General features: G+C 69.3%; 20 protein-coding genes and 2 tRNA genes. 20 read left to right on the top strand and 2 right to left on the bottom strand.

All coding sequences use genetic code 11. The annotated features are described in order from the left end of the window. Positions 1–12 precede the first annotated feature (12 nt). The gene (locus BFF76_RS03820) at positions 13–366 is read left to right on the top strand and encodes a DUF1330 domain-containing protein (RefSeq protein WP_031091971.1); all 354 of its coding nucleotides are present in this window, start codon (positions 13–15) and stop codon (positions 364–366) included. An 80-nt stretch (positions 367–446) separates the two neighbouring features. On the opposite strand, the gene BFF76_RS03815 is transcribed toward BFF76_RS03820, so the two are convergent. Beyond that, a tRNA-Gly gene (locus BFF76_RS03815) sits at positions 447–520 on the bottom strand. A gap of 168 nt (positions 521–688) precedes the next feature. Between BFF76_RS03815 and BFF76_RS03810 the strand changes: the two genes are divergently transcribed. The 5 genes from BFF76_RS03810 (at position 689) to clpX (ending at position 5,421) form a co-directional block, all read left to right on the top strand. Beyond that, positions 689–765: transfer RNA gene (locus BFF76_RS03810), tRNA-Pro, on the top strand. 150 nt (positions 766–915) lie between these two features. Beyond that, positions 916–2,322, top strand: a complete 1,407-nt coding sequence (gene tig / locus BFF76_RS03805) for a trigger factor (RefSeq protein ID WP_031091969.1) — start codon at positions 916–918, stop codon at positions 2,320–2,322. A gap of 287 nt (positions 2,323–2,609) precedes the next feature. Then, the gene (locus tag BFF76_RS03800; protein WP_031091967.1) at positions 2,610–3,215 is read left to right on the top strand and encodes an ATP-dependent Clp protease proteolytic subunit; all 606 of its coding nucleotides are present in this window, start codon (positions 2,610–2,612) and stop codon (positions 3,213–3,215) included. 67 nt (positions 3,216–3,282) lie between these two features. Next, a complete protein-coding gene (locus BFF76_RS03795) occupies positions 3,283–3,966 on the top strand; it encodes an ATP-dependent Clp protease proteolytic subunit (RefSeq protein WP_031091966.1) in 684 nt (227 codons plus the stop codon). A gap of 156 nt (positions 3,967–4,122) precedes the next feature. After that, positions 4,123–5,421 carry an ATP-dependent Clp protease ATP-binding subunit ClpX gene (gene clpX, locus BFF76_RS03790; RefSeq protein ID WP_031091965.1) on the top strand — a complete coding sequence of 433 codons (1,299 nt, stop codon included), beginning with the start codon at positions 4,123–4,125 and terminating at the stop codon, positions 5,419–5,421. A 63-nt stretch (positions 5,422–5,484) separates the two neighbouring features. On the opposite strand, the gene BFF76_RS03785 is transcribed toward clpX, so the two are convergent. Then, on the bottom strand, positions 5,485–6,450 hold the full coding sequence (locus BFF76_RS03785; RefSeq protein ID WP_065847163.1) for a hypothetical protein: 966 nt from the start codon (positions 6,448–6,450) through the stop codon (positions 5,485–5,487). Between the two features lie 137 nt (positions 6,451–6,587). Between BFF76_RS03785 and BFF76_RS03780 the strand changes: the two genes are divergently transcribed. The 14 genes from BFF76_RS03780 to BFF76_RS03715 form a co-directional block, all read left to right on the top strand. Continuing rightward, positions 6,588–9,209: a valine--tRNA ligase gene (locus BFF76_RS03780; RefSeq protein WP_031091962.1), complete on the top strand. Its 2,622-nt coding sequence runs from the start codon at positions 6,588–6,590 to the stop codon at positions 9,207–9,209. 121 nt (positions 9,210–9,330) lie between these two features. Next, complete coding sequence (gene folC / locus BFF76_RS03775; RefSeq protein ID WP_031091960.1) at positions 9,331–10,854, top strand: bifunctional tetrahydrofolate synthase/dihydrofolate synthase; 1,524 nt, start codon at positions 9,331–9,333, stop codon at positions 10,852–10,854. A gap of 3 nt (positions 10,855–10,857) precedes the next feature. Beyond that, entirely contained in the window at positions 10,858–11,226 is a 369-nt protein-coding gene (locus BFF76_RS03770) for a DUF4233 domain-containing protein (RefSeq protein ID WP_031091958.1), read from the top strand. An 85-nt stretch (positions 11,227–11,311) separates the two neighbouring features. Further along, positions 11,312–11,725 (top strand): nucleoside-diphosphate kinase, encoded by a 414-nt coding sequence (gene ndk / locus BFF76_RS03765; RefSeq protein WP_031091956.1) that lies wholly within the window; start codon positions 11,312–11,314, stop codon positions 11,723–11,725. A 291-nt stretch (positions 11,726–12,016) separates the two neighbouring features. Beyond that, complete coding sequence (locus BFF76_RS03760; RefSeq protein ID WP_031091955.1) at positions 12,017–13,036, top strand: rod shape-determining protein; 1,020 nt, start codon at positions 12,017–12,019, stop codon at positions 13,034–13,036. A gap of 97 nt (positions 13,037–13,133) precedes the next feature. Next, a complete protein-coding gene (gene mreC / locus BFF76_RS03755) occupies positions 13,134–14,198 on the top strand; it encodes a rod shape-determining protein MreC (RefSeq protein WP_031091953.1) in 1,065 nt (354 codons plus the stop codon). Positions 14,199–14,203: 5 nt separating this feature from the next. Continuing rightward, on the top strand, positions 14,204–14,866 hold the full coding sequence (gene mreD / locus BFF76_RS03750) for a rod shape-determining protein MreD (protein WP_053928595.1): 663 nt from the start codon (positions 14,204–14,206) through the stop codon (positions 14,864–14,866). Next, positions 14,863–17,082, top strand: a complete 2,220-nt coding sequence (gene mrdA, locus BFF76_RS03745) for a penicillin-binding protein 2 (RefSeq protein WP_031091948.1) — start codon at positions 14,863–14,865, stop codon at positions 17,080–17,082. Before mreD ends, mrdA begins: the two co-directional genes overlap by 4 nt. Then, positions 17,082–18,275, top strand: coding sequence for a rod shape-determining protein RodA (gene rodA, locus BFF76_RS03740; RefSeq protein WP_031091946.1), 1,194 nt, complete (start codon positions 17,082–17,084; stop codon positions 18,273–18,275). Before mrdA ends, rodA begins: the two co-directional genes overlap by 1 nt. Positions 18,276–18,326: 51 nt before the next feature. Further along, positions 18,327–19,856, top strand: coding sequence for a CYTH and CHAD domain-containing protein (locus BFF76_RS03735; protein WP_031091944.1), 1,530 nt, complete (start codon positions 18,327–18,329; stop codon positions 19,854–19,856). Between the two features lie 50 nt (positions 19,857–19,906). Continuing rightward, entirely contained in the window at positions 19,907–21,832 is a 1,926-nt protein-coding gene (locus BFF76_RS03730; protein ID WP_053928592.1) for a TIGR03960 family B12-binding radical SAM protein, read from the top strand. Between the two features lie 76 nt (positions 21,833–21,908). Further along, on the top strand, positions 21,909–23,021 hold the full coding sequence (locus BFF76_RS03725; protein ID WP_065847162.1) for a hypothetical protein: 1,113 nt from the start codon (positions 21,909–21,911) through the stop codon (positions 23,019–23,021). Positions 23,022–23,145: 124 nt separating this feature from the next. Continuing rightward, positions 23,146–23,925 carry a TIGR03936 family radical SAM-associated protein gene (locus BFF76_RS03720; protein WP_053928591.1) on the top strand — a complete coding sequence of 260 codons (780 nt, stop codon included), beginning with the start codon at positions 23,146–23,148 and terminating at the stop codon, positions 23,923–23,925. A 228-nt stretch (positions 23,926–24,153) separates the two neighbouring features. Next, a partial coding sequence (locus tag BFF76_RS03715) for a hypothetical protein (RefSeq protein ID WP_167359465.1) occupies positions 24,154–24,523 on the top strand: 370 nt, incomplete at its 3' end.

Raw genomic sequence — 24,523 nt, 5'->3', positions numbered from 1 at the left:
CGGAAGGACGCCATGCCCGCCTATGCCGTAGCGCACCTTCAAGAGGCCGCCCCGCACCCGGACATCGCCGAGTACGTGGAGCGGCTCCCCGCCACCTTCGAGGCGCACGGCGGGCGCTACCTCGTCCACGCGACGCCGCACGAGGTGAAGGAGGGCAGCTGGCCCGGGCACGTCGTGATGATCGGCTTCCCCGGGATCGGCGAGGCGCGGGCCTGGTGGGACTCGACGGCCTACCGGGAGATCGCGCCGCTGCGCTCGCGGCACATCGAGGGCAACGTGATCCTGGTCGAGGGCGTCCCCGCGGGGTACGACCCGGCGGTCACGGCGAAGGCCATGCGGGACGCGCTGCCGCAGGGCGGCGAATGATCACTGCGCGCACGGTGGGGTGCCGCACGAAAGACGTCAGGGCCGGGCGGAGGGGAAACCTCCGCCCGGCCCTGAGCCGTTGGAGCGGGCGACGGGAATCGAACCCGCGTAGCTAGTTTGGAAGACTAGGGCTCTACCATTGAGCTACGCCCGCAAGCACCGCACCGCATGTCCGGTGGACCGCGGTACGGGAAGCATCGTAGCGGGTCGGAGGGCGTGCGCGCACACCCGTTGTGACGCGCCCCCGGGGCGACCTCGGTGACGGCACGGGCAAAGCGGCCGACGCGGCGCCCGTGTGCATGTACCCTACGTGTCGCACCGACGGGGTGTGGCGCAGCTTGGTAGCGCGTCCGCTTTGGGAGCGGAAGGTCGTCGGTTCGAATCCGGCCACCCCGACCACCGGCAAGATCGCATTGTGGGAGTCCTCCACCTTGCCGTTACTATGCAAATTGCGTGCCCGTGTGTCTGATGTACCGGGCTCGATCCGCGAAGCCGCCTCTCGGCGGCCCAGCAGAACCCCAAGAAGTCAGCCACCAAGGAGACCGAACCGTGAAGAGCGCCGTGGAGACCCTGAACCCGACCCGGGTTCGGCTCAGCATTGAGGTGCCCTTCGAGGAGCTCAAGGACAGCCTCGACGCGGCGTACAAGAAGATCAACCAGCAGGTCACGGTGAAGGGCTTCCGTAAGGGCAAGATCCCCAACCGCGTCATCGACCAGCGGTTCGGCCGTGGTGCTGTGCTGGAGGAGGCCGTCAACGACGCCCTTCCGAAGTTCTACACCGAGGCTGTCAACGAGGGTGAGCTCAACGTTCTGGGCCAGCCCGAGGTTGACATCACCGAGCTCAAGGACGGCGAACTGCTGGCCTTCACCGCCGAGGTGGATGTCCGTCCCGAGATCGAGATCCCGGACTACTCCGGCATCGAGGTCACCGTGGACGCACTCGAAGTCACCGACGAGGAAATCGACAAGGCCGTGGAGCAGCTCCGCGAGCGCTTCGCCTCGACGAACCCGGTCGAGCGTGCCGCCGCCGAGGGCGACGTCGTGACGATCGACCTGGAGGCCAAGGTCGACGGAGAGGTCCTCGAGGACGGCGTGGCCGCCGGTGTCTCGTACACCATCGGCTCCGGCGAGCTCCTCGAAGGCATCGACGAGGCCGTGACCGGCCTGGAGGCGGGTGGCGAGGCCACCTTCACCTCCGAGCTGAAGGGCGGCTCCGCCGAGGGCAAGGAAGCGGAGGTCACCGTCAAGGTCACCGCTGTCGCCTCCCGCGAACTGCCCGAGCTGGACGACGACTTCGCGCAGATGGCGAGCGAGTTCGACACGCTCGCCGAGCTCCGCGAGGACAGCCGCAAGCGCCTCGAGAACACCAAGCAGTACGACCAGGCCACCCAGGCCCAGGAGCGCGTCCTCGAGGAGCTGCTGAAGCTGGCCGAGGTCCCGATCCCCGAGAAGCTTCTCGCGGACGAGGTCCAGACCCGCAAGCACAACCTCGAGCACCACCAGCTCGGCCAGATGGGTCTCGACCTCGAGAAGTACCTCGAGATCCAGGGCAAGACCCTGGAGGAGTTCGAGAACGAGACCTCCGAGCAGGCCGTCAAGGGCATCAAGACCCAGTTCATCCTTGACGAGCTCGTCAACAAGGAGAAGCTGAACGTCAACCAGGAGGAGCTCACCGAGCACCTCATGCGGCGTGCGCAGTCCTCCGGCATGAGCCCCGACCAGTTCGCCCAGGCCGTCGTCGAAGGCGGCCAGGTGCCGATGCTCGTCGGCGAGGTCGCCCGCGGCAAGGCGCTCGCCGTCGTCGTCGAGGCCGCCAAGGTCATCGACACCAACGGTGAGGTCGTGGATCTCGAGGACGACGAGGACGTCGTGGAAGAGGCCACCGAGACGGTCGAGGCCGCCGAGGGTGACACCGAGGCGACCGACGAGAAGAAGGACGAGAAGAACGAGGCCTGAGCCCCGTTCCGATCGCTGATCTGATCCGCACGGCGGGCCCCGGACGTATCGCGTCCGGGGCCCGCCGTCGTATCGGCCCGCGCCCCGGCGGCACCCCCCGGGAACCCTTGTGGGGACTGCTCACCTTGCGCTCCCAGCGAACAGTTGGGGAACCGGGATGGCGTTGTCCCACCTGCGCGTTAGGGTCCATGAAGAGGAAGGGTCGGGTAGTCCCGGCCCACCCGGTACGAAGACGCTGAGACGGCCGGAGCCGTCAGAGACGAGCAGGTGGATACGTGACGAATCTGATGCCCTACGCCGCCGGAGAGCCGTCCCTCGGTGGAGGCCTCGGTGACCAGGTCTACAGCCGACTGCTCGGCGAGCGCATCATCTTCCTCGGTCAGCAGGTCGACGATGACATCGCCAACAAGATCACCGCACAGCTCCTGCTCCTTGCCGCGGAACCCGACAAGGACATCTACCTCTACATCAACAGCCCCGGCGGCTCGGTGACGGCAGGCATGGCGGTCTACGACACCATGCAGTACATCCCGAACGACGTGGTCACCATCGGTATGGGCATGGCGGCCTCGATGGGCCAGTTCCTGCTCACCGGTGGCACGGCGGGCAAGCGCTTCGCGCTCCCGAACACCGACATCCTCATGCACCAGGGTTCGGCCGGCATCGGCGGTACCGCCTCGGACATCAAGATCCAGGCGCAGTACCTGCTCCGCACGAAGACGCGGATGGCGGAGATCACCGCCCACCACTCCGGCCAGACCGTGGAGACGATCATCCGCGACGGCGACCGCGACCGCTGGTACACCGCCGAGGAGGCCAAGGACTACGGCCTCATCGACGAGATCATCTCGGTCGCGTCGGGCATCCCGGGCGGCGGCGGCACCGGCGCCTGATCCGGGCGTGCACCACCCCGCACCCTCTCGTACGCCGAGACCTCCAGCCCACAGATACGCCACCAGGATGGTGAACACCCACATGAACAACTTCTCCGGCGCCTCCGCGAGCGGCCTCTACACCGGCCCGCAGGTGGACAACCGCTACGTCGTCCCGCGCTTCGTGGAGCGCACCTCGCAGGGTGTGCGTGAGTACGACCCCTACGCGAAGCTCTTCGAGGAGCGCGTGATCTTCCTCGGCGTCCAGATCGACGACGCCTCGGCCAACGACGTCATGGCGCAGCTCCTGTGCCTGGAGTCGATGGACCCGGACCGTGACATCTCGATCTACATCAACAGCCCCGGCGGCTCGTTCACCGCGCTCACCGCGATCTACGACACGATGCAGTTCGTGAAGCCGGACATCCAGACGGTCTGCATGGGCCAGGCCGCCTCCGCCGCCGCCGTCCTGCTGGCCGCGGGCACCCCGGGCAAGCGCATGGCGCTCCCGCACGCCCGTGTCCTGATCCACCAGCCGTCCTCGCAGACGGGCCGTGAGCAGCTCTCCGACCTGGAGATCGCGGCCAACGAGATCCTGCGGATGCGCACCCAGCTCGAGGAGATGCTGGCCAAGCACTCCACCACCCCGCTGGAGAAGATCAGCGAGGACATCGAGCGCGACAAGATCCTTACCGCCGACGACGCACTCGCGTACGGTCTGGTGGACCAGATTGTCTCCACCCGTAAGACCACAGCCGGCGCGTCCGTCTGACGTCGGTCTTTCCCCTTGGCACATTCCATCAGCACGGCCACGGCCGTGTGAACCGTGCCAAGGGGGGCCCGAACGGGGGGCCAGGCAAGGTACCGTCGGATAGAGGCACCAGGAGCCGCTGAACCAGGCTGCTCCCAGGCGAAGGGGAAGCACCTCGTGGCACGCATCGGTGATGGCGGCGACCTGCTCAAGTGCTCGTTCTGCGGAAAGAGCCAGAAGCAGGTGAAGAAGCTCATCGCAGGACCCGGTGTGTACATCTGCGACGAGTGCATCGATCTCTGCAACGAGATCATCGAGGAGGAGCTCGCGGAGACCTCCGAGGTGCGGTGGGAGGAGCTCCCCAAGCCGCGCGAGATCTACGAGTTCCTCGAGGGGTACGTCGTCGGGCAGGAGCCCGCGAAGAAGGCCCTCTCGGTCGCTGTGTACAACCACTACAAGCGGGTCCAGGCCGGAGAGAACGGCGGCGGAGCGAATCGCGACGACGCGATCGAGCTCGCCAAGTCGAACATCCTGCTGCTGGGCCCCACGGGCTCGGGCAAGACGCTCCTCGCGCAGACGCTGGCCCGCATGCTCAACGTCCCGTTCGCCATCGCCGACGCGACGGCGCTGACGGAGGCCGGCTACGTCGGCGAAGACGTCGAGAACATCCTGCTGAAGCTGATCCAGGCCGCGGACTACGACGTCAAGAAGGCCGAGACCGGGATCATCTACATCGACGAGATCGACAAGGTCGCCCGCAAGAGCGAGAACCCGTCGATCACCCGCGATGTCTCCGGCGAGGGCGTCCAGCAGGCCCTGCTGAAGATCCTGGAGGGCACCACCGCCTCCGTGCCGCCGCAGGGCGGACGGAAGCACCCGCACCAGGAGTTCATCCAGATCGACACGACGAACGTCCTGTTCATCGTGGGCGGCGCCTTCTCGGGCCTGGAGAAGATCATCGAGTCGCGGGCCGGCGCCAAGGGCATCGGCTTCGGCGCGACGATCCGGTCGAAGCTGGAGATCCAGGCGAGCGACCAGTTCCAGGAGGTCATGCCGGAGGACCTGGTGAAGTTCGGGATGATCCCCGAGTTCATCGGCCGCCTCCCGGTGCTGACCTCGGTCCACAACCTGGACCGCGAGGCGCTGCTCCAGATCCTGATCGAGCCGCGCAACGCACTGGTGAAGCAGTACCAGCGCCTGTTCGAACTCGACGGTGTGGAGCTGGAGTTCGAGCGCGAGGCGCTCGAAGCCATCGCCGACCAGGCGATCCTCCGCCAGACGGGCGCGCGCGGTCTGCGCGCCATCATGGAAGAGGTCCTGCAGTCCGTGATGTACGAAGTCCCGTCCCGCAAGGACGTGGCCCGCGTCGTCATCACCCCGGACGTCGTCCGCAACAACGTCAACCCGACGCTGGTCCCGCGCGAGCCGCGCACGATCGGCAAGAACGACGGCGGCCGCCACGAGAAGTCCGCGTAGCGGCAGGCGGCACACACGCGAAGGGGCGCCCGGCCACCGGGCGCCCCTTCACGTGTGTGCGGGTCAGATCTTGGTGCGCGAGGTGTTGTACAGCTTGGCGGCGAGGGGGGCCAACTCGTCCTGCGGCATGGACTTGTTGACCATCATCGCGCCGCGGTCGGCGCCCACGACGATGGCCAGTGTGCTGTGGTCGGCCCACACGCAGACGGGTGTGACGATCTCCTTGGGCCCGTTCTCCGGCGAACCGTCGGCGGCCTTGTTGACCGCCTTGGCGGTCCGGCACTTCATCAGCGCGCCTTCGAACCCCTCGGGCTCGACGGCCTCGGCGTCGCCGACGTACGTGAAGTCATCGCCCTGCCCGGTCTGCTTGGGATCGGAGAGGGCGAGGTCGAGAGTCTTCGCCGGGTCGCTCACCTCGCCCCAGTAGCCCGTGAAGCCGAGCGCCTTCTCCACCTCCTGGGCGTCACCGCTCAGGTAGGAGGTGCTCACCCTGTTCGCGTTCTGGATGCCCATGGCCTCTGCCTGGGTCTTCGCCGTGCCGGTCAGGGCGGTCGACTTCGCCGGCGTGGCCCGCTTGTAGTCGTCCACCGAGGCGGCAGGCGTGAGCTTGTACCCCTTCGTGGAGTCGGCGACGTCGCCGCTGCCGCCGCCCGCCGTCAGGAAGTAGACCCCTCCCGCGACGACCGCCAGCGCCACCACGGCCGCGCCGATGATCAGGCCCGTCTTCTTCTTCGGGGCGCCCGGGTGCGGTGGGACCTGGCCGCCGTAGGGCTGCTGGCCGTACGGACCCGGCTGCTGGGCGTACGGCCCCGGCTGGCCCTGCGGGTATCCGTAGCCCTGCGGGGGCTGCTGCTGCGGCGGGACACCCTGGGGGGCCTGCTGCGGGTAGCCGTAGCCGGGCTGGCCCTGCGGCGGCGGACCGCCGTACGGCCCCGGCTGCTGGCCGTACGGGCCCGGCTGCTGCCCGTAAGGTCCGGGCTGTCCCTGCGGCGGCTGCCCGCCGTACGGGCCCGGCTGGTTGTAGCTCATGGCGCTGTCCCCTCCAGAATGCTTATGCGTTGCCGACATCCTGACGGAAGCGGCGTCCACGCCGGGCATCCGGGCGTAGACCGTTACTAGGCAAACCGGTTTCAGTGCACGACCGTGACGCCCCTAAACTGTGTGCCGTGACCGAGAACGCAGCGCAGCAGCCAGCCAGCACCCCCGAACTGCCGACCCAGTACGCGCCGGCCGAGGTAGAGGGGAAGCTGTACGAGCGCTGGGTGGAGCGCGGGTACTTCGAAGTCGACGAGCACAGCGACAAGCCGCCCTACAGCATCGTCATCCCGCCGCCGAACGTCACCGGATCGCTCCACCTGGGCCATGCCTTCGAGCACACCCTGATCGACGCCCTGGTCCGCCGTAAGCGGATGCAGGGTTTCGAGGCGCTCTACCAGCCGGGCATGGACCACGCCGGCATCGCCACACAGAACGTCGTCGAGCGCGAGCTGGGCAAGGAGGGCAAGTCCCGCCACGACCTGGGCCGCGAGGCATTCGTCGAGCGCGTCTGGCAGTGGAAGAACGAGTCCGGTGGCCAGATCGCCGGACAGATGCGCCGTCTCGGCGAGGGCGTCGCCTGGTCCCGTGAGCGCTTCACGATGGACGAGGGCCTGTCCAAGGCCGTCCAGACCGTCTTCAAGCAGATGTACGACGACGGGCTGATCTACCGCGCCGAGCGCATCATCAACTGGTGCCCCCGCTGCCTCACCGCGATCTCCGACATCGAGGTCGAGTACCAGGAGGACGACGGCGAGCTCGTCTCCATGACGTACGGCGAGGGCGACGAGACGATCGTGGTCGCCACCACCCGCGCCGAGACGATGCTCGGCGACACGGCGGTCGCGGTCCACCCGGACGACGAGCGCTACAAGCACCTGGTCGGCAGGCAGATCAGGCTGCCGCTCACCGACCGCACGATCCCGGTCGTCGCCGATCACCACGTCGACCCGGAGTTCGGCACCGGCGCCGTCAAGGTGACGCCCGCCCACGACCCGAACGACTTCGAGATCGGCAAGCGCCACGACCTGCCGTTCCTCACGGTCATGGACGAGCGGGCCGTCATCACCGTCCCCGGCCCCTTCGAGGGCCTGGACCGCCTGGAGGCGCGCTCCGCCATCGTCGCCGCCCTGCGTGCCGAGGGCCGGATCGTCGCCGAGAAGCGCCCGTACGTCCACTCGGTGGGCCACTGCTCGCGCTGCAAGACGACCATCGAGCCGCGCCTGTCCCTCCAGTGGTGGGTCAAGGTCGCCCCGCTCGCCAAGGCGGCCGGTGACGCCGTCCGCGACGGCAGCGTCAAGATCCACCCGCAGGAGATGGAGAAGCGGTACTTCGACTGGGTCGACAACCTCCACGACTGGACGATCTCGCGCCAGCTCTGGTGGGGTCACCGCATCCCCGTCTGGTACGGGCCGAACGGCGAGGTCGTCTGCGTCGGACCGGACGACGAGGCGCCCACCGGTGAGGGCTGGACCCAGGACAGTGACGTCCTGGACACCTGGTTCTCCTCGGGCCTCTGGCCGTTCTCGACGCTCGGCTGGCCCGAACAGACCGACAGCCTCGCGAAGTTCTACCCGAACTCCGTCCTGGTCACCGGCTACGACATCCTCTTCTTCTGGGTCGCCCGGATGATGATGTTCGGCCTGTACGTCAACGACGGCGTCCCGCCGTTCGGAACCATCGTCCTGCACGGCATGGTCCGCGACGAGCACGGCAAGAAGATGTCGAAGTCCTTCGGCAACGTGGTCAATCCGCTGGACTGGATGGACAAGTACGGCTCCGACGCCCTGCGCTTCACCCTCGCGCGCGGCGCCAACCCGGGCACCGACGTGCCGATCGGGGAGGAGTGGGTCCAGGGCTCGGCGAAGTTCTCCAACAAGATCTGGAACGCCACCCGCTTCGCCCTGATGAACGGCGCCACGATCGAGGGTGAACTGCCCCCGGTCGAGGAGATGTCGGTCACCGACCGCTGGATCCTGTCCCGGCTCAACAAGACGGTCGCGGACGTCGACGCGTTCTACGACGACTTCCAGTTCGCCAGGATCAGTGAGTCCCTGCGCCACTTCGCGTGGGACGAGGTCTTCGACTGGTACGTCGAGCTCTCCAAGACCACCTTCTTCGCGGGCGGCCGTCCGGCCGAGATCTCGGGCCGGGTCCTCGGTGAGGTCCTCGACGTGATGCTGCGACTGCTGCACCCGATCGTCCCGTTCGTCACGGAGGCGCTGTGGACCGCGCTCACCGGGCGCGAGTCCATCGTCATCGCGGAGTGGCCGGGCGACTCCGGCTTCCGCGACGACGCTGCCGAGAAGGAGATCGAGCTCGTCCAGCAGGTCGTCACCGAGGTCCGCCGCTTCCGCAACGACCAGGGCCTCCAGCCCGGCCAGAAGGTCCCGGCCGAGCTGACCCTGACCGGCACGGCGCTCGCCCCGCACGAGTCGGCCATCCGCCAGCTGCTGCGGCTCCAGCCCGCCGGGGACGGCTTCCACGCCACCGCGTCCCTCCCGGTCGCCGGGGCCACCGTCGCGCTGGACCTCTCCGGCACCATCGACGTGGAGGCCGAGCGCAAGCGCCTCACGAAGGACCTGGGCGCCGCCGAGAAGGAGAAGGCCCAGGCCAACGGGAAGCTCGGCAACGAGGCCTTCCTGGGGAAGGCACCGGACAACGTGGTCGACAAGATCCGTGGCCGCCTCGCCAAGGCGGAGACCGACATCGAACGGATCACCGCCCAGCTGGCGAACCTGCCGAAGGGCTGATGGCCTGAAGCCGGAGCCCCCGCCCCCCGACCGACCGGGAGCGCGGGGGCTTCGCCGTGCCGGGGCCGGCGCCGGGCCGGGCGCTGCGCGCGGTGTCCGTGGCCATCCGTAGACTGGCCCTGTGAGTGAGCCCCGCCCTTCAGACCGGCACGACGCGTCCGATCCCGACGACACCTTCGCGGAGATCGTCGACGAGGAGACCCACCGCGACCCCGACCTGGCGGTGATCGAGGCCGGGAGCCGGACGCTGCGCACCCAGTCGGGTCCGCCCCAGGGTGAGGCGGTCCCCGACCGCCCCGCCGACCCCGAGACCGACCGTGCGCTGCGCGAGGTGGAGCAGGAGCTCGCCGGACGCTGGGGCGAGACCAAGCTCGAGCCCTCGGTGACCCGTATCGCCGCCCTGATGGACGTGCTGGGTGAGCCCCAGCGCGCCTACCCCTCGATCCACATCACGGGGACGAACGGCAAGACCAGTACGGCCCGCATGATCGAGGCGCTGCTGAGCGCCTTCGAGCTCCGTACCGGCCGCTACACCTCCCCGCACGTCCAGTCGATCACCGAGCGGATCAGCCTGGACGGCGCCCCGATCGAGGCCGAGCGCTTCATCGAGACGTACAACGACATCAAGCCGTACGTCGAGATGGTCGATGCCCAGCAGCCCTACCGGCTCTCGTTCTTCGAGGTGCTGACGGGCATGGCGTACGCGGCCTTCGCCGACGCGCCGGTCGACGTCGCGGTCGTCGAGGTGGGCATGGGCGGCACCTGGGACGCTACGAACGTCATCGACGCCTCGGTCGCCGTGGTCACCCCCATCTCGCTGGACCACACCGACCGCCTGGGCTCCACCGCCGCCGAGATCGCCGGGGAGAAAGCCGGCGTCATCAAGGAGGGCGCGACGGTGATCCTCGCCCAGCAGCCGGTCGACGCCGCGCAGGTCATGCTGAAGAAGGCGGTCGAGGTCGATGCCACGGTCGCCCGCGAGGGCATGGAGTTCGGCATCGTCTCCCGCGAGATCGCGGTCGGCGGCCAGCTGCTGACCCTGAGGGGACTGGGCGGCGAGTACGACAACATCTTCCTTCCGCTCTACGGGGCGCACCAGGCGCACAACGCGGCGGTGGCGCTCGCGGCCGTCGAGGCGTTCTTCGGCATCGGCGCGGAGCAGGCCCGCAGCCTCGACGTCGAAGTGGTCCGCAAGGCATTCCTCTCGGTGCTCTCGCCGGGCCGTCTGGAGGTCGTCCGGTCCAGCCCGACGGTCGTCCTGGACGCGGCGCACAACCCGGCCGGAGGTCTGGCCGCCTCCGAGGGGATCTCCGAGGCGTTCAGCTTCTCCCGGCTGATCGGGGTCGTCGGCGCGAGTGACGGCAAGGACGTCCGCGGGCTCCTCGAAGCCTTCGAACCGATCTTCGCCGAGGTCGTCGTCACCCAGAACTCCAGCCCGCGTGCCATGGACGCGGACGCGCTCGCCGCGGTCGCCGTCGAGGTCTTCGGCAACGACCGGGTCCAGGTCGAGCCCCGCCTGGACGACGCGCTGGAGGCGGCGATCACCCTCGCCGAGGAAGAGGCCGAATACGCGGGCGCCGGAGTCCTGGTGACCGGATCCGTGATCACGGTCGGCGAGGCCCGGCTGCTCCTGGGAAGGCGCTGACCTGTGCGTACGCTCTGTGCATCCACGCTGATCGGCGAGTTCTTCGTCATCGGCTTCGCCGGACTCGTGGCCATGAAGTCCGAGGACATGTCCATGGCCACGGTCTGGACGGTCTGCGGCATCGGCATGCTGTTGTCCGTACTGCTCTGCGGTGTGATCACCCGACCGGGTGGTATCCAGCTCGGCTGGGTGCTCCAGGTCATGCTGTTGCTGAGCGGCTTCTTCGTCCCGATGATGTTCATCCTCGGCGTGGCCTTCGCTGCCCTGTGGTGGGCCTCGGTGCACTACGGCCGCCGGATCGACGAGGCCAAGGCGCGATGGGCGGCCCAGGCCGAGGCGCAGGACGGCGCCCAGGTCCAGGCGCAGGGATGACGCAGCGTAAGCCCGGCCGCATGACCGCCCGCCCGTCCCTGTAATCTCGCCCTCACCCGCACCGGAAGTCTGCAAGGAGCCGCACATGACCCAGCGCACCCTCGTCCTTCTCAAGCCCGACGCCGTCCGGCGTGGGCTGATCGGCGAGATCGTCAGCCGCATCGAACGCAAGGCCGGCTGGACGATCACCGCGCTGGAGCTGCGCACGCTCGACCAGGAGACCCTGGAGCAGCACTACGGCGAGCACAAGGGCCGTCCGTTCTACGAGCCGCTCGTCGAGTTCATGGCCTCCGGCCCCGTCGTCGCTCTGGTGGCCGAAGGCGAGCGGGTCATCGAGGGCGTCCGCGCCCTCGCCGGCCCCACCGACCCGATCGCCGCCGCGCCCGGCTCGATCCGCGGCGACTTCGGCACGATCACCCGGGAGAACCTCATCCACGCCTCGGACTCCGAGGAGTCCGCAGAGCGAGAAATCAAGCTTTTCTTTCCCGGGCTCTCCTGACTTCGGCTCCGCCAAACAGCGCTCATGACCTGGGGCGACCGAAGTAATTCGGTCGCCCTTCGGCATAGGGTTCCGTATCGCGGGAACCCATCCTTCCGACGTAACGTCACCATGGGTGGAACGGGCAGCCGTTCCGCCCGCCTGGCGAAGGACCCTCGCGCTGTGTCGGTGAATACGGCACTACGATGGAAGCTTCCACGCCCGCAGCGCCAACCTCGCCTACTCAAAACAAGCCATTCTTCGCTTCTTGGGAAGGCCCGACGCATCCTCATGGGGAACAAGGGGAACTCAATGTCGTTCATCGGCCGTGACATGGCTATCGACCTCGGGACTGCCAACACGCTGGTGTACGTCAGGGGGCGCGGCATCGTTCTGAACGAGCCGTCCGTCGTGGCCATCAACACCAACACCGGCGGAATCCTGGCGGTCGGCTCCGAGGCCAAGAAGATGATCGGGCGTACGCCCGGCAACATCGTTGCCGTGCGGCCGCTGAAGGACGGCGTGATCGCCGACTTCGAGATCACGGAGCGCATGCTCCGCTACTTCATCCTCAAGATCCACAAGCGTCGCTACCTGGCCCGCCCGCGGGTCGTCGTCTGTGTGCCCTCCGGCATCACAGGGGTCGAGCGACGCGCCGTCATCGAGGCGTCGACGCAGGCGGGCGCGCGCCAGGTGCACATCATCGAAGAGCCCATGGCCGCGGCCATCGGCTCCGGCCTGCCCGTCCACGAGGCCACCGGCAACATGGTCGTCGACATCGGTGGCGGCACCACCGAGGTCGCCGTGATCTCCCTCGGCGGAATCGTCACTGCCCAGTCGATCCGGGTCGCCGGTGACGAACTGGACAACGCGATCATCCAGCACATCAAGAAGGAGTACTCCCTCCTCCTCGGTGAGCGCACCGCCGAACAGATCAAGATCACGATCGGCTCTGCGTTCGAGATGGAGAAGGACGAGCACACGGAGATCCGCGGACGAGACCTGGTCTCCGGCCTGCCCAAGACCGTCGTCATCTCCGCGACCGAGGTCCGCAAGGCCATCGAGGAACCGGTCAACGCGATCGTCGACGCCGTGAAGACGACGCTCGACAAGTGCCCGCCGGAGCTCTCCGGCGACGTCATGGACCGCGGCATCGTCCTCACCGGCGGCGGCGCGCTCCTGCGCGGACTCGACGAGCGGCTCCGCCACGAGACGGGCATGCCGATCCACATCGCCGAGGACCCGCTGGACTCGGTGGCGCTCGGATCCGGGAAGTGCGTCGAGGAGTTCGAGGCACTCCAGCAGGTACTGGACGCCCAGCCCCGACGGTAGAACACGATGTTCCGCCGTACGGGCACTGCCGTCCCGTACGGCGGAACGTTGGTATACAGGCACGAACATTCCGACGAGGAAGGCACGGCCGCCGCACGTGAGGGACACACGAGAGAGCCGGCTGCTCCTGGTGCTGCTGATCGCCATCGCATTCGCCCTGATCACGGTTGATATCCGTGGCGGCGAGGAGTCGCCGGTGGACGGAGCACGGCAGGCAGCGGCCACGGTCCTCGGACCGGTCGAGAACGGCGTCGCGGCGGCGGTGGACCCGGTGGGCAACGCCATCGGCGCCGTGCGGGACTCCGGTGACCGGCACGACCGGATCGCGGCCCTGGAGCAGGAGAACGCCGCGCTGAAGACGAAGCTCGGCAGCGACGACCGCAACGCCAGCAAGGTCCGTCAGCTCGACACCATGCTGAGGAGCGCCGGAGCCGGCCAGTACGGCATCAAGGGTGCCGAAGTCATCGCCATAGGAGCGGCCCAGGGTTTCTCCTGGACCATCACGATCGACGCGGGGGCCCACGACGGCCTCAAGCGCGACATGACCGTACTGAACGGCGAGGGGCTCGTCGGCCGCGTCACCACCGTTGGCCCGAACACCGCGACCGTCCTGCTGGCCAACGACCCCGACTTCACCGTCGGCACCCGGATGGAGAAGACCGACGAGCTCGGCTTCGCCACCGGACAGGGGTCCCGGCCGCTCTCGGTGCAGTTCCTCAACGGCAAGGCCGACGTGAAGAAGGGCGACCGGCTGGTCACCTTCGGCTCCAGCGGGGACAAACCCTTCGTCCCCGGCGTGCCGGTCGGCGAGGTCGTCCGCGTCGACCCGTCCGGCGGCGACCTGACCCGGACGGTCCACGTCCGGCCGTACGTCGGTTTCACCAAGCTGGACATCGTGGGCATCGTCGTCCAGGCGCCCCGCGAGGACCCCCGTGACATGGTCCTGCCGAAGCAGGCCAAGAAGCCCGAGAAGCCCAAGCCGACTCCGACCGTCACCGTCATGGTCCAGCCGAACGGCGACCTCGTCGACGGCAGCGGAAAGGTCGTCGGGAACATCAACGAGAAGCCCGGCGCATCCGCCTCCCCGGGTGCCTCACCGGACGCCTCCGGCAACGCCGACACGGCCGCCGGTGACGCGGCGAACGAGCAGGAATTGAGCTGATCCCCATGCCCTTCAACCGGACTCTGCTCTCCGCCACCCTCGTCGTGGTCGCCCTCGTCATCCAGGTCTCCGTCCTCGCCCGCCTCCAGCTCCCGGGCGCCACCCCCGACCTGCTGCTCCTCGTCGTCCTCGGACTCGCCTTCGTGTACGGGCCCGTCAGCGGCGCCCTCATCGGCTTCTGCGCGGGGCTCCTCGCCGACCTGGCCCCGCCCGCCGACCACGCCGCCGGGCGCTACGCCCTGGTGCTCTGCCTGATCGGCTACCTCGCCGGTATGGCCCGCCCCGAGAACGGCCGGCTGAAGTCGGCGTTCACCCCGATGGCCTTCGTCTTCGCCGCGGCGGTCGGATCGACCCTGCTGTACGCCGGTGTCGGCTCCCTCGTCGGCGACACGGCCGCACGCCATGTGGGGCTGGGCAGCCTGCTGTTCACCGCGGTGGTGTACGACCTGCTCCTCGCGCCGTTCACCGTCCCGCTGATCATGGCGCTCGCCAGACGCACCGAGAACGACCCGGTCGCCGAGAGCTCCACCGGCGGTGACGTCGCCGCCGGCTGGCTGGCCTCCGGCACCGGGCTGCGGATCGGCAGCCAGCGGGGCGGGATGCGCCTGAGGGCGGCCCGCAGCCGCGCGGCACGCGCGGGAAGGATCAAGGGGGTCAAGCGACTGTGAGCAACATTCCGGAGACGGGGCGGACCCAGCGGGTCCAGATCCGGCTCGTCGTCATCCAGGTCCTCGTCTTCTCCCTGCTCCTGACGCTCGGTGGCCGGCTCTGGTACCTCCAGATCCGCAACGGCGACGAGTACACCGCCGAAGCGGCGGGCAACGGAGTGCAGCAGGTCGTCCAGCCCGCCGTGCGAGGCTCGATCCTCGACGCCCGGGGCGTGCCGCTCGCCGACAACGAGACCCGGCTCGTCGTCTCCGCCAGCCGCACCGAGCTGCTGAAGATGAAGGACGACGGCGTCGGTGTCCTGGCCCGGCTCGCCGACGTCCTGGACATGAAGGCGCAGGACGTCCGGGACAAGGTCCGGCTCTGCGACGCCAAGACCCCCCAGCCCTGCTGGAACGGCTCGCCCTACCAGCCGATCCCGGTCACTGACGAGGCCACGACCCAGCAGGCCCTCACGATCCGGGAGCGTGCCGAGGACTTCCCAGGCATCACCGCCGAACCCACCGCCGTACGCCGCTACGCAGCACCCGGCAAGGCGAAGACCGCACAGGTCCTCGGCTACCTCTCGCCCGTCACCGACGACGAGATCCAGAAGGCGCAGGACGGCCCGTCGCCCTACCTGCGCTCCGACCAGGTCGGCCGCTCGGGCCTCGAGCGCACGTACGACAAGGAGCTGCGCGGCAAGGCCGGCGTCACCCGCTACGAGGTCGACAACCTCGGCCGCGTCATGGGTGAGGCGGAGAACGACCCGGCGGTGCCCGGCTCCAACCTCGTCACCAGCCTCGACGCCCGGATCCAGGCGGTGGCCGAGTACGAACTCGCCCAGGCGATGAAGACCGTCCGCCAGGAGACCGACAAGATCACCGGCCGTAAGTACGAGGCCGACTCCGGTGCCGTCGTCGTGATGGAGTCGAAGACCGGCCGCGTCGTCTCCATGGCCTCGCAGCCCGACTACGACCCCAACGACTGGGTCGGCGGCATCTCCGGCAAGCAGTACGCCAAGCTCACCAGCAAGAAGTCCAACTACCCGCTGCTCAACCGGGGCATCCAGGGTCAGGCACCCGCCGGTTCCATCTTCAAGGTCGTCTCGGCGAGCGCCGCCGTGCGGGCCGGCCACGACTTCGACGACCTCTACGACTGCAGCAGTTCCTACAGCCTCGGCAGCCAGACCTTCGCCAACTTCGAGTCCCAGGGACACGGCCCCATCACCCTCGGCGACGCGCTCAAGTACTCCTGCAATACCGTCTTCTACCGTCTCGGCCACGAGCAGTGGGCGCGTGACGGCGGTATGAAGCCGAAGAAGGACGCCAAGGACTGGTTCTACCGGACCGCCCGTGACTTCGGGCTGGGCGCCGAGACCGGCATCGACCTGCCGAACGAGGTCAAGGGCCGCATCCCCGACCGGAACTGGAAGCAGGACTTCTGGAAGGCGAACAAGGACGCCTGGTGCAAGGAGGGCAAGAAGGGAGGCACCTACGTGCAGCAGATCGCCTATGAGAGCTGCCTCGAAGGCAACCAGTTGAAGGCGTACGACAGCATCAACTACGCCATCGGCCAGGGTGACGTCCTCGTCACCCCCATCCAGATGGCCACCGCCTACGCCGCGATCAGCAACGGCGGCACCCTCTACGAGCCCACCGTCGGCAAGGCCGTGATCAGCCCGGACGGCAAGACAGTCCAGGAGATCAAGCCCAAGGCCCGGGGGAAGCTGCCGGTCGACGCCCAGACCGTCAAGGACCTTGACAAGGGTCTGCGCTCGGTCGTCGAGCCCGGAGGCACCGCAGCCTGGCGGTTCGGCGGCTGGCCGCAGGACAAGATCCCGATGCACGCCAAGACCGGTACCGCGCAGGTCTACGGCAAGCAGACCACCTCGTGGTTCGCGACCTACACCGACGACTACACCATCGTCATGACGATCTCCCAGGGCGGCACCGGGTCGGGCGCCTCCGGGCCCGCCGTCCGCAAGATCTACGACGCGATCTACGGGCTCGACGCAGAGGGGAACCAGGATGTGAAGAAGGCCCTGCTCCCCAAGCCCCAGAAGGCGCTGCCGACGATCCAGCCCGACGGCTCGATCTACGCACCGAAGGTCAGGCCCTACGACCCGCGGCCGGCGCAGCCCGAAGGCCAGGAGGCCGGTCCCGAGTTCGTGCTGCCGCAGCCCTCGGGTCAGCCGGGGCTCACCGGTTCACCGGCGACGACAGGGAGGCGGCCCTGATGGCAGGCGGATTCTCCGTATCCCGCTACGCCCCCGAGCAGGGCTCCTGGGCCAAACTGACCGCCCGCGACTCCGTCGCCCGGCGGCTGGACTGGCCGCTGCTCGGAGCAGCTCTCGCGCTCTCCTTCCTCGGCTCGCTGCTCGTCTGGTCCGCGACCCGCAACCGCGACCACCTCACCCAGGGCGACCCGTACTTCTTCCTCTTCCGGCACGCCATGAACACCGGCATCGGCCTCGCCCTGATGATCGGCACGATCTGGCTCGGACACCGCACGCTGCGCGGTGCCGTCCCGATCCTCTACGGCATCTCGGTGCTGCTGGTCATGGCCGTCCTCACTCCGCTCGGCACCACGATCAACGGTGCCCACGCGTGGATCAAGCTTCCGGCCGGCTTCTCGATCCAGCCCTCCGAGTTCACCAAGATCACGATCATCCTCGGCATGGCGATGCTGCTCGCCGCCCGAGTGGACGCGGGCGACCAGCCCCATCCCGACCATCGCACCGTCGCCAAGGCGCTGGGCCTCGCGGTCGTCCCCATGGCCGTCGTCATGCTCATGCCCGACCTCGGTTCCGTCATGGTCATGGCCGTGATCGTCCTCGGTGTCCTCCTCGCCTCCGGCGCGTCCAACCGGTGGGTCTTCGGGCTCCTCGGCGCGGGCACGGCCGGTGCGGTGGCCGTATGGCAGCTCGGTGTGCTCGACGACTACCAGATCGCCCGCTTCGCGGCCTTCGCCAACCCGGCACTCGACCCGGCAGGCGTCGGCTACAACACCAACCAGGCGCGTATCGCCATCGGCTCCGGCGGACTCACGGGCACCGGGCTCTTCAACGGATCCCAGACGACCGGCCAGTTCGTCCCCGAACAGCAGACCGACTTCGTCTTCACCGTCGCGGGCGAGGAGCTCGGCTTCCTCGGAGCCGGGCTGATCATCGTCCTGCTCGGCGTGGTCATGTGGCGCGCCTGCCGAATCGCCCACGGGACGACCGAGCTGTACGGGACGGTCGTGGCCAGCGGCATCATCGCCTGGTTCGCCTTCCAGTCCTTCGAGAACATCGGGATGACCCTCGGGATCATGCCGGTGGCCGGACTCCCGCTGCCGTTCGTGTCGTACGGAGGCTCGTCGATGTTCGCCGTGTGGGTGGCGGTCGGACTGCTGCAGTCGATCAAGGTCCAACGCCCGATGTCCGCCTGAGGACTTCGCTCCGCCCTGCATATCCGCGCCCATCGCGGATAGATTCGTCCTATGGCGGACTCCAAACGTGAGGTCGAGCGAAAGTACGAAGCGACTCCCGAAACCCGGCTGCCCGACCTGACCCGCGCGGCCGGGGTCTCGGCCGTCGTCCACCGCGGCCTCAGAGAGCTCGACGCCGTCTACTACGACACCGAGGATTTCCGGCTGGCCGCCGACTCCCTCACGCTCCGCCGCAGAACGGGCGGGGACGACGCCGGATGGCACCTCAAGATCCCGGTCTCCGCCGGCGTCCGCGACGAGATCCAGGCCCCCCTCACCGACACCCTGCCGCCGGCCCTCGGCGAGCTGCTCCGTTCCCGAGTACGGGACACCCCGGTGATCCCCGTCGTGCGGATCCTCTCCTCCCGGGACGTCCACCACCTCCTCGACGAGGACGGGGAACTCCTCGCCGAGCTGAGCGTCGACGAGGTCCTCGCGGAGCGCCTCACCGAGGACGGGCACGGCACGACCTCGGCATGGACGGAGATGGAGGTCGAGCTGGCCGACGACGGCGACCCCGCCTTCCTCGACACCGTCGAACGCCGGCTGCGCAAGGCCGGGGTCCGGCCCTCGGCCGCGCCGTCCAAGCTCTCCAGGGCCCTGGCCGAGACCGCCCCGGAAAAGCGCCGGCGGACGAAGAAGGAAGAACCTCCGCCGCGCACCGCGGGTGACCACGTACTCGCCTACCTGCGCCGCCAGGTCGCGGCCCTCGTCGAGCTCGACCCCGCCGTACGCCGGGACCTGCCCGACAGCGTGCACCGTATGCGGGTCGCCACCCGACGGCTGCGCAGCGCCTTCAGGACGTACCGCGCGATACTCGACCGGACCGCCACCGACCCGCTCCGGGACGAGCTGAAGTGGCTCGCCGCCGAGCTCGGGGTCGAGCGCGACCGGGAGGTCCTCGACGCACGGCTCCGCGCCCACGTCGCCGGACTGCCCGACACCCTGCTGCTCGGCCCCGTGAGCGCACGGCTGCAGCTCACCTCCGTGGCCGGGCGCACCGGATCGCGACGGCGGGTCGTCTCCGTGCTCGACGGGGGGCGCTATCTGGCCCTGCTGGACTCCCTGGACGCCCTCCTCGCCGAGCCGCCCCTTCGCCCCGCCGCGAAGCGGGCACCGCGGGACACCCTGGCCGGCGCCGTGCTCAAGGACTACGACCGCCTGGCCACCCGTGTCTCCCACGCCCTGGAACAGCCGCCGGGCGAGGAGCGCGACACGGCCATGCACGAGGCGCGCAAGGCCGCCAAACGCGTCCGTTACGCCGCCGAGGCCGCCAGGCCGGCCCTGGGGAAGCCCGCCAAGAGGTTCGCCAAGCGGATGAAGTCCGTGCAGTCGCTCCTCGGCGACCACCAGGACAGCGTCGTCGCACGGGACGCCCTGCGCACCCTGGCGGTCCAGGCACACGGCGCGGGGGAGTCCGCGTTCACCTGGGGACTCCTGTACGGCCGGGAGGAAGCGGCGGCGGAGGCGCGGGAGCGCGAACTGCCCGATGTCTGGGCGCGGGCGTCGCGCCCCGGACTGCGCGCGGCACTGAAGGGCTGAGCACCGGGTTACGCTTGGTGGTCACCCCTGCCAGCTACGAAGGTCCTCAGATGTCTGCCGAGTCGGTCTTCCCACAGCTCGAAGCTCTGCTCCCGCATGTGCAGAAGCCCATCCAGTACGTCGGCGGTGAGCTGAACTCCACCGTCAAACCGTGGGACGAATGCGACGTCCGCTGGGCACTCATGTACCCGGACGCCTACGAGGTCGGGCTGCCCAACCAGGGCGTCATGATCCTTTATGAGGTGCTCAACGAGCGCGAGGGCGTCCTCGCCGAGCGCACGTACAGCGTGTGGCCGGACCTCGAGGAGCTGATGCGCGAGCACAAGGTGCCCCAGTTCACCGTGGACAGCCACCGCCCCGTCGGAGCCTTCGACGTGTTCGGCCTGAGCTTCTCCACCGAGCTCGGCTACACCAACATGTTCACGGCCCTGGACCTCGCGGGCATCCCGCTGGAGGCCAAGGACCGCACCGTCGACCACCCGATCGTGCTTGCCGGCGGCCACGCCGCGTTCAACCCCGAGCCGATCGCGGACTTCATCGACTGCGCGGTCATCGGCGACGGCGAGCAGGCGGTCCTGGAGATCACCGAGATCATCCGCGCCTGGAAGGCCGAGGGCCGGCCCGGCGGCCGCGAGGAGGTGCTGTTCCGCCTCGCGAGGACGGGCGGCGTCTACGTCCCCGGGTTCTACGACGTCGAGTACCTCCCCGACGGCCGCATCGGCCGCGTCGTGCCCAACAGGTCCGGTGTCCCGTGGCGGGTGTCCAAGCACACCGTCATGGACCTCGACGAATGGCCCTACCCCAAGCAGCCGCTCGTCCCCCTCGCCGAGACCGTCCACGAACGGATGTCCGTGGAGATCTTCCGCGGCTGCACCCGCGGCTGCCGCTTCTGCCAGGCCGGCATGATCACGCGCCCGGTGCGGGAGCGGAGCATCACCGGTATCGGCGAGATGGTCGAGAAGGGGCTCAAGGCCACGGGCTTCGAGGAGGTCGGCCTGCTGTCGCTCTCCTCCGCGGACCACAGCGAGATCGGCGACATCGCGAAGGGCCTCGCCGACCGGTACACCGAGGACAAGATCGGTCTCTCGCTGCCCTCCACCCGCGTCGACGCGTTCAACGTGGACCTGGCCAACGAGCTGACCCGCAACGGCCGCAGGTCCGGTCTCACCTTCGCCCCCGAGGGCGGCTCCGAGCGCATGCGCAAGGTCATCAACAAGATGGTCTCGGAGGAGGACCTGATCCGCACGGTCGCGACCGCGTACGGCAACGGCTGGCGACAGGTGAAGCTGTACTTCATGTGCGGCCTGCCCACCGAGACCGACGAGGACGTCCTCCAGATCGGTGACATGGCGGTCAACGTGATCGCCAAGGGCCGTGAGGTCTCCGGGCAGAACGACATCCGCTGCACCGTCTCCATCGGCGGCTTCGTGCCCAAGCCGCACACGCCCTTCCAGTGGGCCCCGCAGCTCAGCGCCGAGGACACCGACGCCCGGCTGAAGAAGCTCCGGGACAAGATCCGCGACGACAAGAAGTACGGCCGCTCCATCGGCTTCCGCTACCACGACGGCAAGCCCGGCATCGTCGAGGGCCTGCTCTCGCGCGGTGACCGCCGGGTCGGCGCGGTCATCCGCGAGGTCTACGAGTCCGGCGGCCGCTTCGACGGCTGGCGTGAGCACTTCAGCTACGACCTCTGGATGAAGAGCGCGGAGAAGACGCTCCCCGCCTTCGGTGTCGACGTCGACTGGTACACCACCCGTGAGCGGACGTACGAGGAGGTCCTGCCCTGGGACCACCTGGACTCCGGCCTCGACAAGGACTGGCTCTGGGAGGACTGGCAGGACTCGCTCGACGAGACCGAGGTGGAGGACTGCCGCTGGACTCCGTGCTTCGACTGCGGCGTGTGCCCGCAACTGGACCTGGACATCCAGATCGGCCCGACCGGCAAGAAGCTCCTCCCGCTGACGGTCGTGAAGTAGACCTTCCGCGTAACAGCCCGGTGACGAACGCCCGGTCCGGTCAACTCCGGGCCGGGCGTTCCGCGTCGTTGGAGGCATGGACCTCGAGAAGCACGGCCCGCCCCCGCCCCACGAGGGCGGGGAGGGCTGCGTGACCACCCTCGTCAGGATGCCGGTGCGGATCGTGGTGCTGGTGCTCGTCCTGCCGGTCCGCATGCTGTGGGATCTCCTCGTCGTGGGAGGCCGCGCCCTGGAGCGGGTGCTGCTGCGTCCCCTGGGGAGGGCGCTGCAGTGGGTGTACGACCAGGTGCTGGCCCCGGTCGGACGGGCTCTGGTGTGGCTGGCCTTGGCCCTCCTGGTCCGGCCCTGGGTGGGCCTCTGGCGCTACGTGGCCGTCCCGGTCGCCCGCTACGGCGTCGTCGTCCCGCTGGTGTGGCTCCACCGGGCACTGCTGACCCCGGCCGGACACGGTCTGCGGTGGCTGTACGACAGGCTGCTCGTCCCCGCGGTGACCGCGCTCGTCACCGTCCTCCTGGTGTGGCCGGCGGCCGGCGTGTGGCGGTACCTTCTGAAACCGGTCGGGACCGGAGCGCACTGGCTCGTCACGCACCTCCTCGTACTGCCCGGCGTGTGGGTGTACCGGTATGTGCTGACGCCGGTGGGGCACGGCGTCACGTGGACGCTCCGGACGGCCGGGCGGGGGCTCCGGTCCGGTGTCGTGTGGCTGGTCATGACGCTGTTCGTGCTGCCTCTCGGGTGGGTGTACCGGTGTGTCCTGGCCCCGTTGGGGCGGGAAATCGTGGCTGCCGTCGGTGTCGCCTGGCGGATCGCCGGGTTCATCTCGCGCGCCGTCGGCCGCGTGCTGGCCTGGCTGGCGTGGCACCTGGCCGGTGCGCCGGTGACCTGGGTCTACCGCGCGGTGTGCACCCCGGTGGGGCACTTCCTGCGTGACGCGGTCTGGGCTCCCACCAGGCAGGCCGCGCTCGAGGCGGGGCGCGCGGCCCGCGGCGCCCTGGCCTCGGCCCGCGAGACCTTCCGTGCGGCGCGCAGGGACGCATGGCGTGCCCTGCTGGGAAGGCCCCAGGTCGCGGACGCGCGGGAACTCGAAGGGTCCGCTGCGCGTACCCTGGGTAGGACAACGACTGTCCCCAGCGTGGCGCCCGTATCCGAGATCTCCCTGCTCGACGTCGAAAACGTCGAACGGGGGTGAGCCGGAGGGGCACCCCGGGGCACCCCCTGTACTTCGTGGGCGGTCCGCCACCGCGGCCGCCCCGCACCGAGGAGAAGAACCACTGGGCAAGCGACAGCCCGAAGGCCCGCCGCCCGCACCGGCGGTGCAGCGCATCCGACTGCGCTACACCAAGCGGGGCCGCCTCCGGTTCACCAGTCACCGTGACTTCCAGCGTGCCTTCGAGCGGGCGCTGCGCCGCTCCGAGGTACCCATGGCCTACTCGGCGGGATTCACCCCTCACCCGAAGGTGTCGTACGCCAACGCCGCCCCGACGGGCACGGGCAGCGAGGCCGAGTTCCTCGAGATCGCCCTCACCGAGGCGCGGGACCCCGACACCCTGCGCGAACTGCTCGACGCGTCGATGCCCGAGGGCCTCGACGTCATCGACGCGGTGGAGGCCCGCACGTCGGGCCTCGCCGACCGGCTGACCGCCTCCGTATGGGAGATGCGGCTGGACGGGGTCGCCGTGCAGGACGCCGAGAAGGCCGTGGCAGCCTTCCTGGACGCCGAGGTGGTCGAGGTCCAGCGCCGTGCGAAGAACGGCATGCGGACCTTCGACGCCCGTGCGGCCGTGGCCGGCCTGGAGGCCCTTGATCCACAGCCTGATAGGTCCGGGGACCGGCCCTGTGCGATACTGCGGCTGGTAGTGCGGCACGTGACACCTGCCGTGCGACCCGACGACGTCTTGTCCGGTCTCCGAGCTGTGGCCGACCTAACGCCGCCGGTCCCCGCAGCGGTGACCAGGCTGGCGCAGGGGCTCTTCGACGAGGAGTCCGGCACGGTGACCGACCCGCTCGGGCCCGACCGCGAGGCAGCCCCGGCCGTTTCCACGGCCGATCCGGCCGCCGCCGCGACGGCGCCTGAAGGTGCAGGTTCCGCGTAAGGCGGTCGTCGTAGCGCAGCCCTCGGACTCGGGAGCCACCTGGGTCGGGCAGCGCACCGCCCCATAAGACTTTCGCCAGGCCGTGCCCAGAGCGTACGGAACCGGCGAGCCAGACATCAGCTCCCGTGCGGCGCCCGCGCCCCGGACGGCGGTTCGCGCACATCGTGTGAATCGCGTCGGACCGGAATCAGGCGTGGCGCCCGGGAGCGCGACGGGAGAACCGCCCGCATGCACGAGAACGAATCCGGCACGACCGGAAACGCCGAAGAGAACAACGCCCCCGGGGACAAGCTGCCGCCGCGCCGCAGGCGCCGCGCCGCTTCCCGTCCCGCCGGCCCGCCGTCCGGCGCGCCGGACGCGGTCGCCGCCGAGGACGTGACGGCGGCCGTACCGGCCGCGGCCGACGAAGCCCCCGAACCCGCCGCCGAGGCCGCGCCCCCGGCGCGCGCCCGTCGCCGTGCGGTGCGTAAGGCGACCGCTCCGGCGGGTGCGCCGCGGGCCGCCGAGGTCGTGGAGCCGGTCGTCGAGACCGCCCCGGCCGAGGAAGAGGCCGAGGAAGCCCCCGCCGCGGAGACCTCCGTCGTCGAGGCCCCTGTCG

Source organism: Streptomyces mutomycini, from assembly GCF_001700505.1.
GTDB lineage: Bacteria > Actinomycetota > Actinomycetes > Streptomycetales > Streptomycetaceae > Streptomyces > Streptomyces mutomycini.
This window is presented reverse-complemented; position numbering and strand designations above follow the sequence as displayed.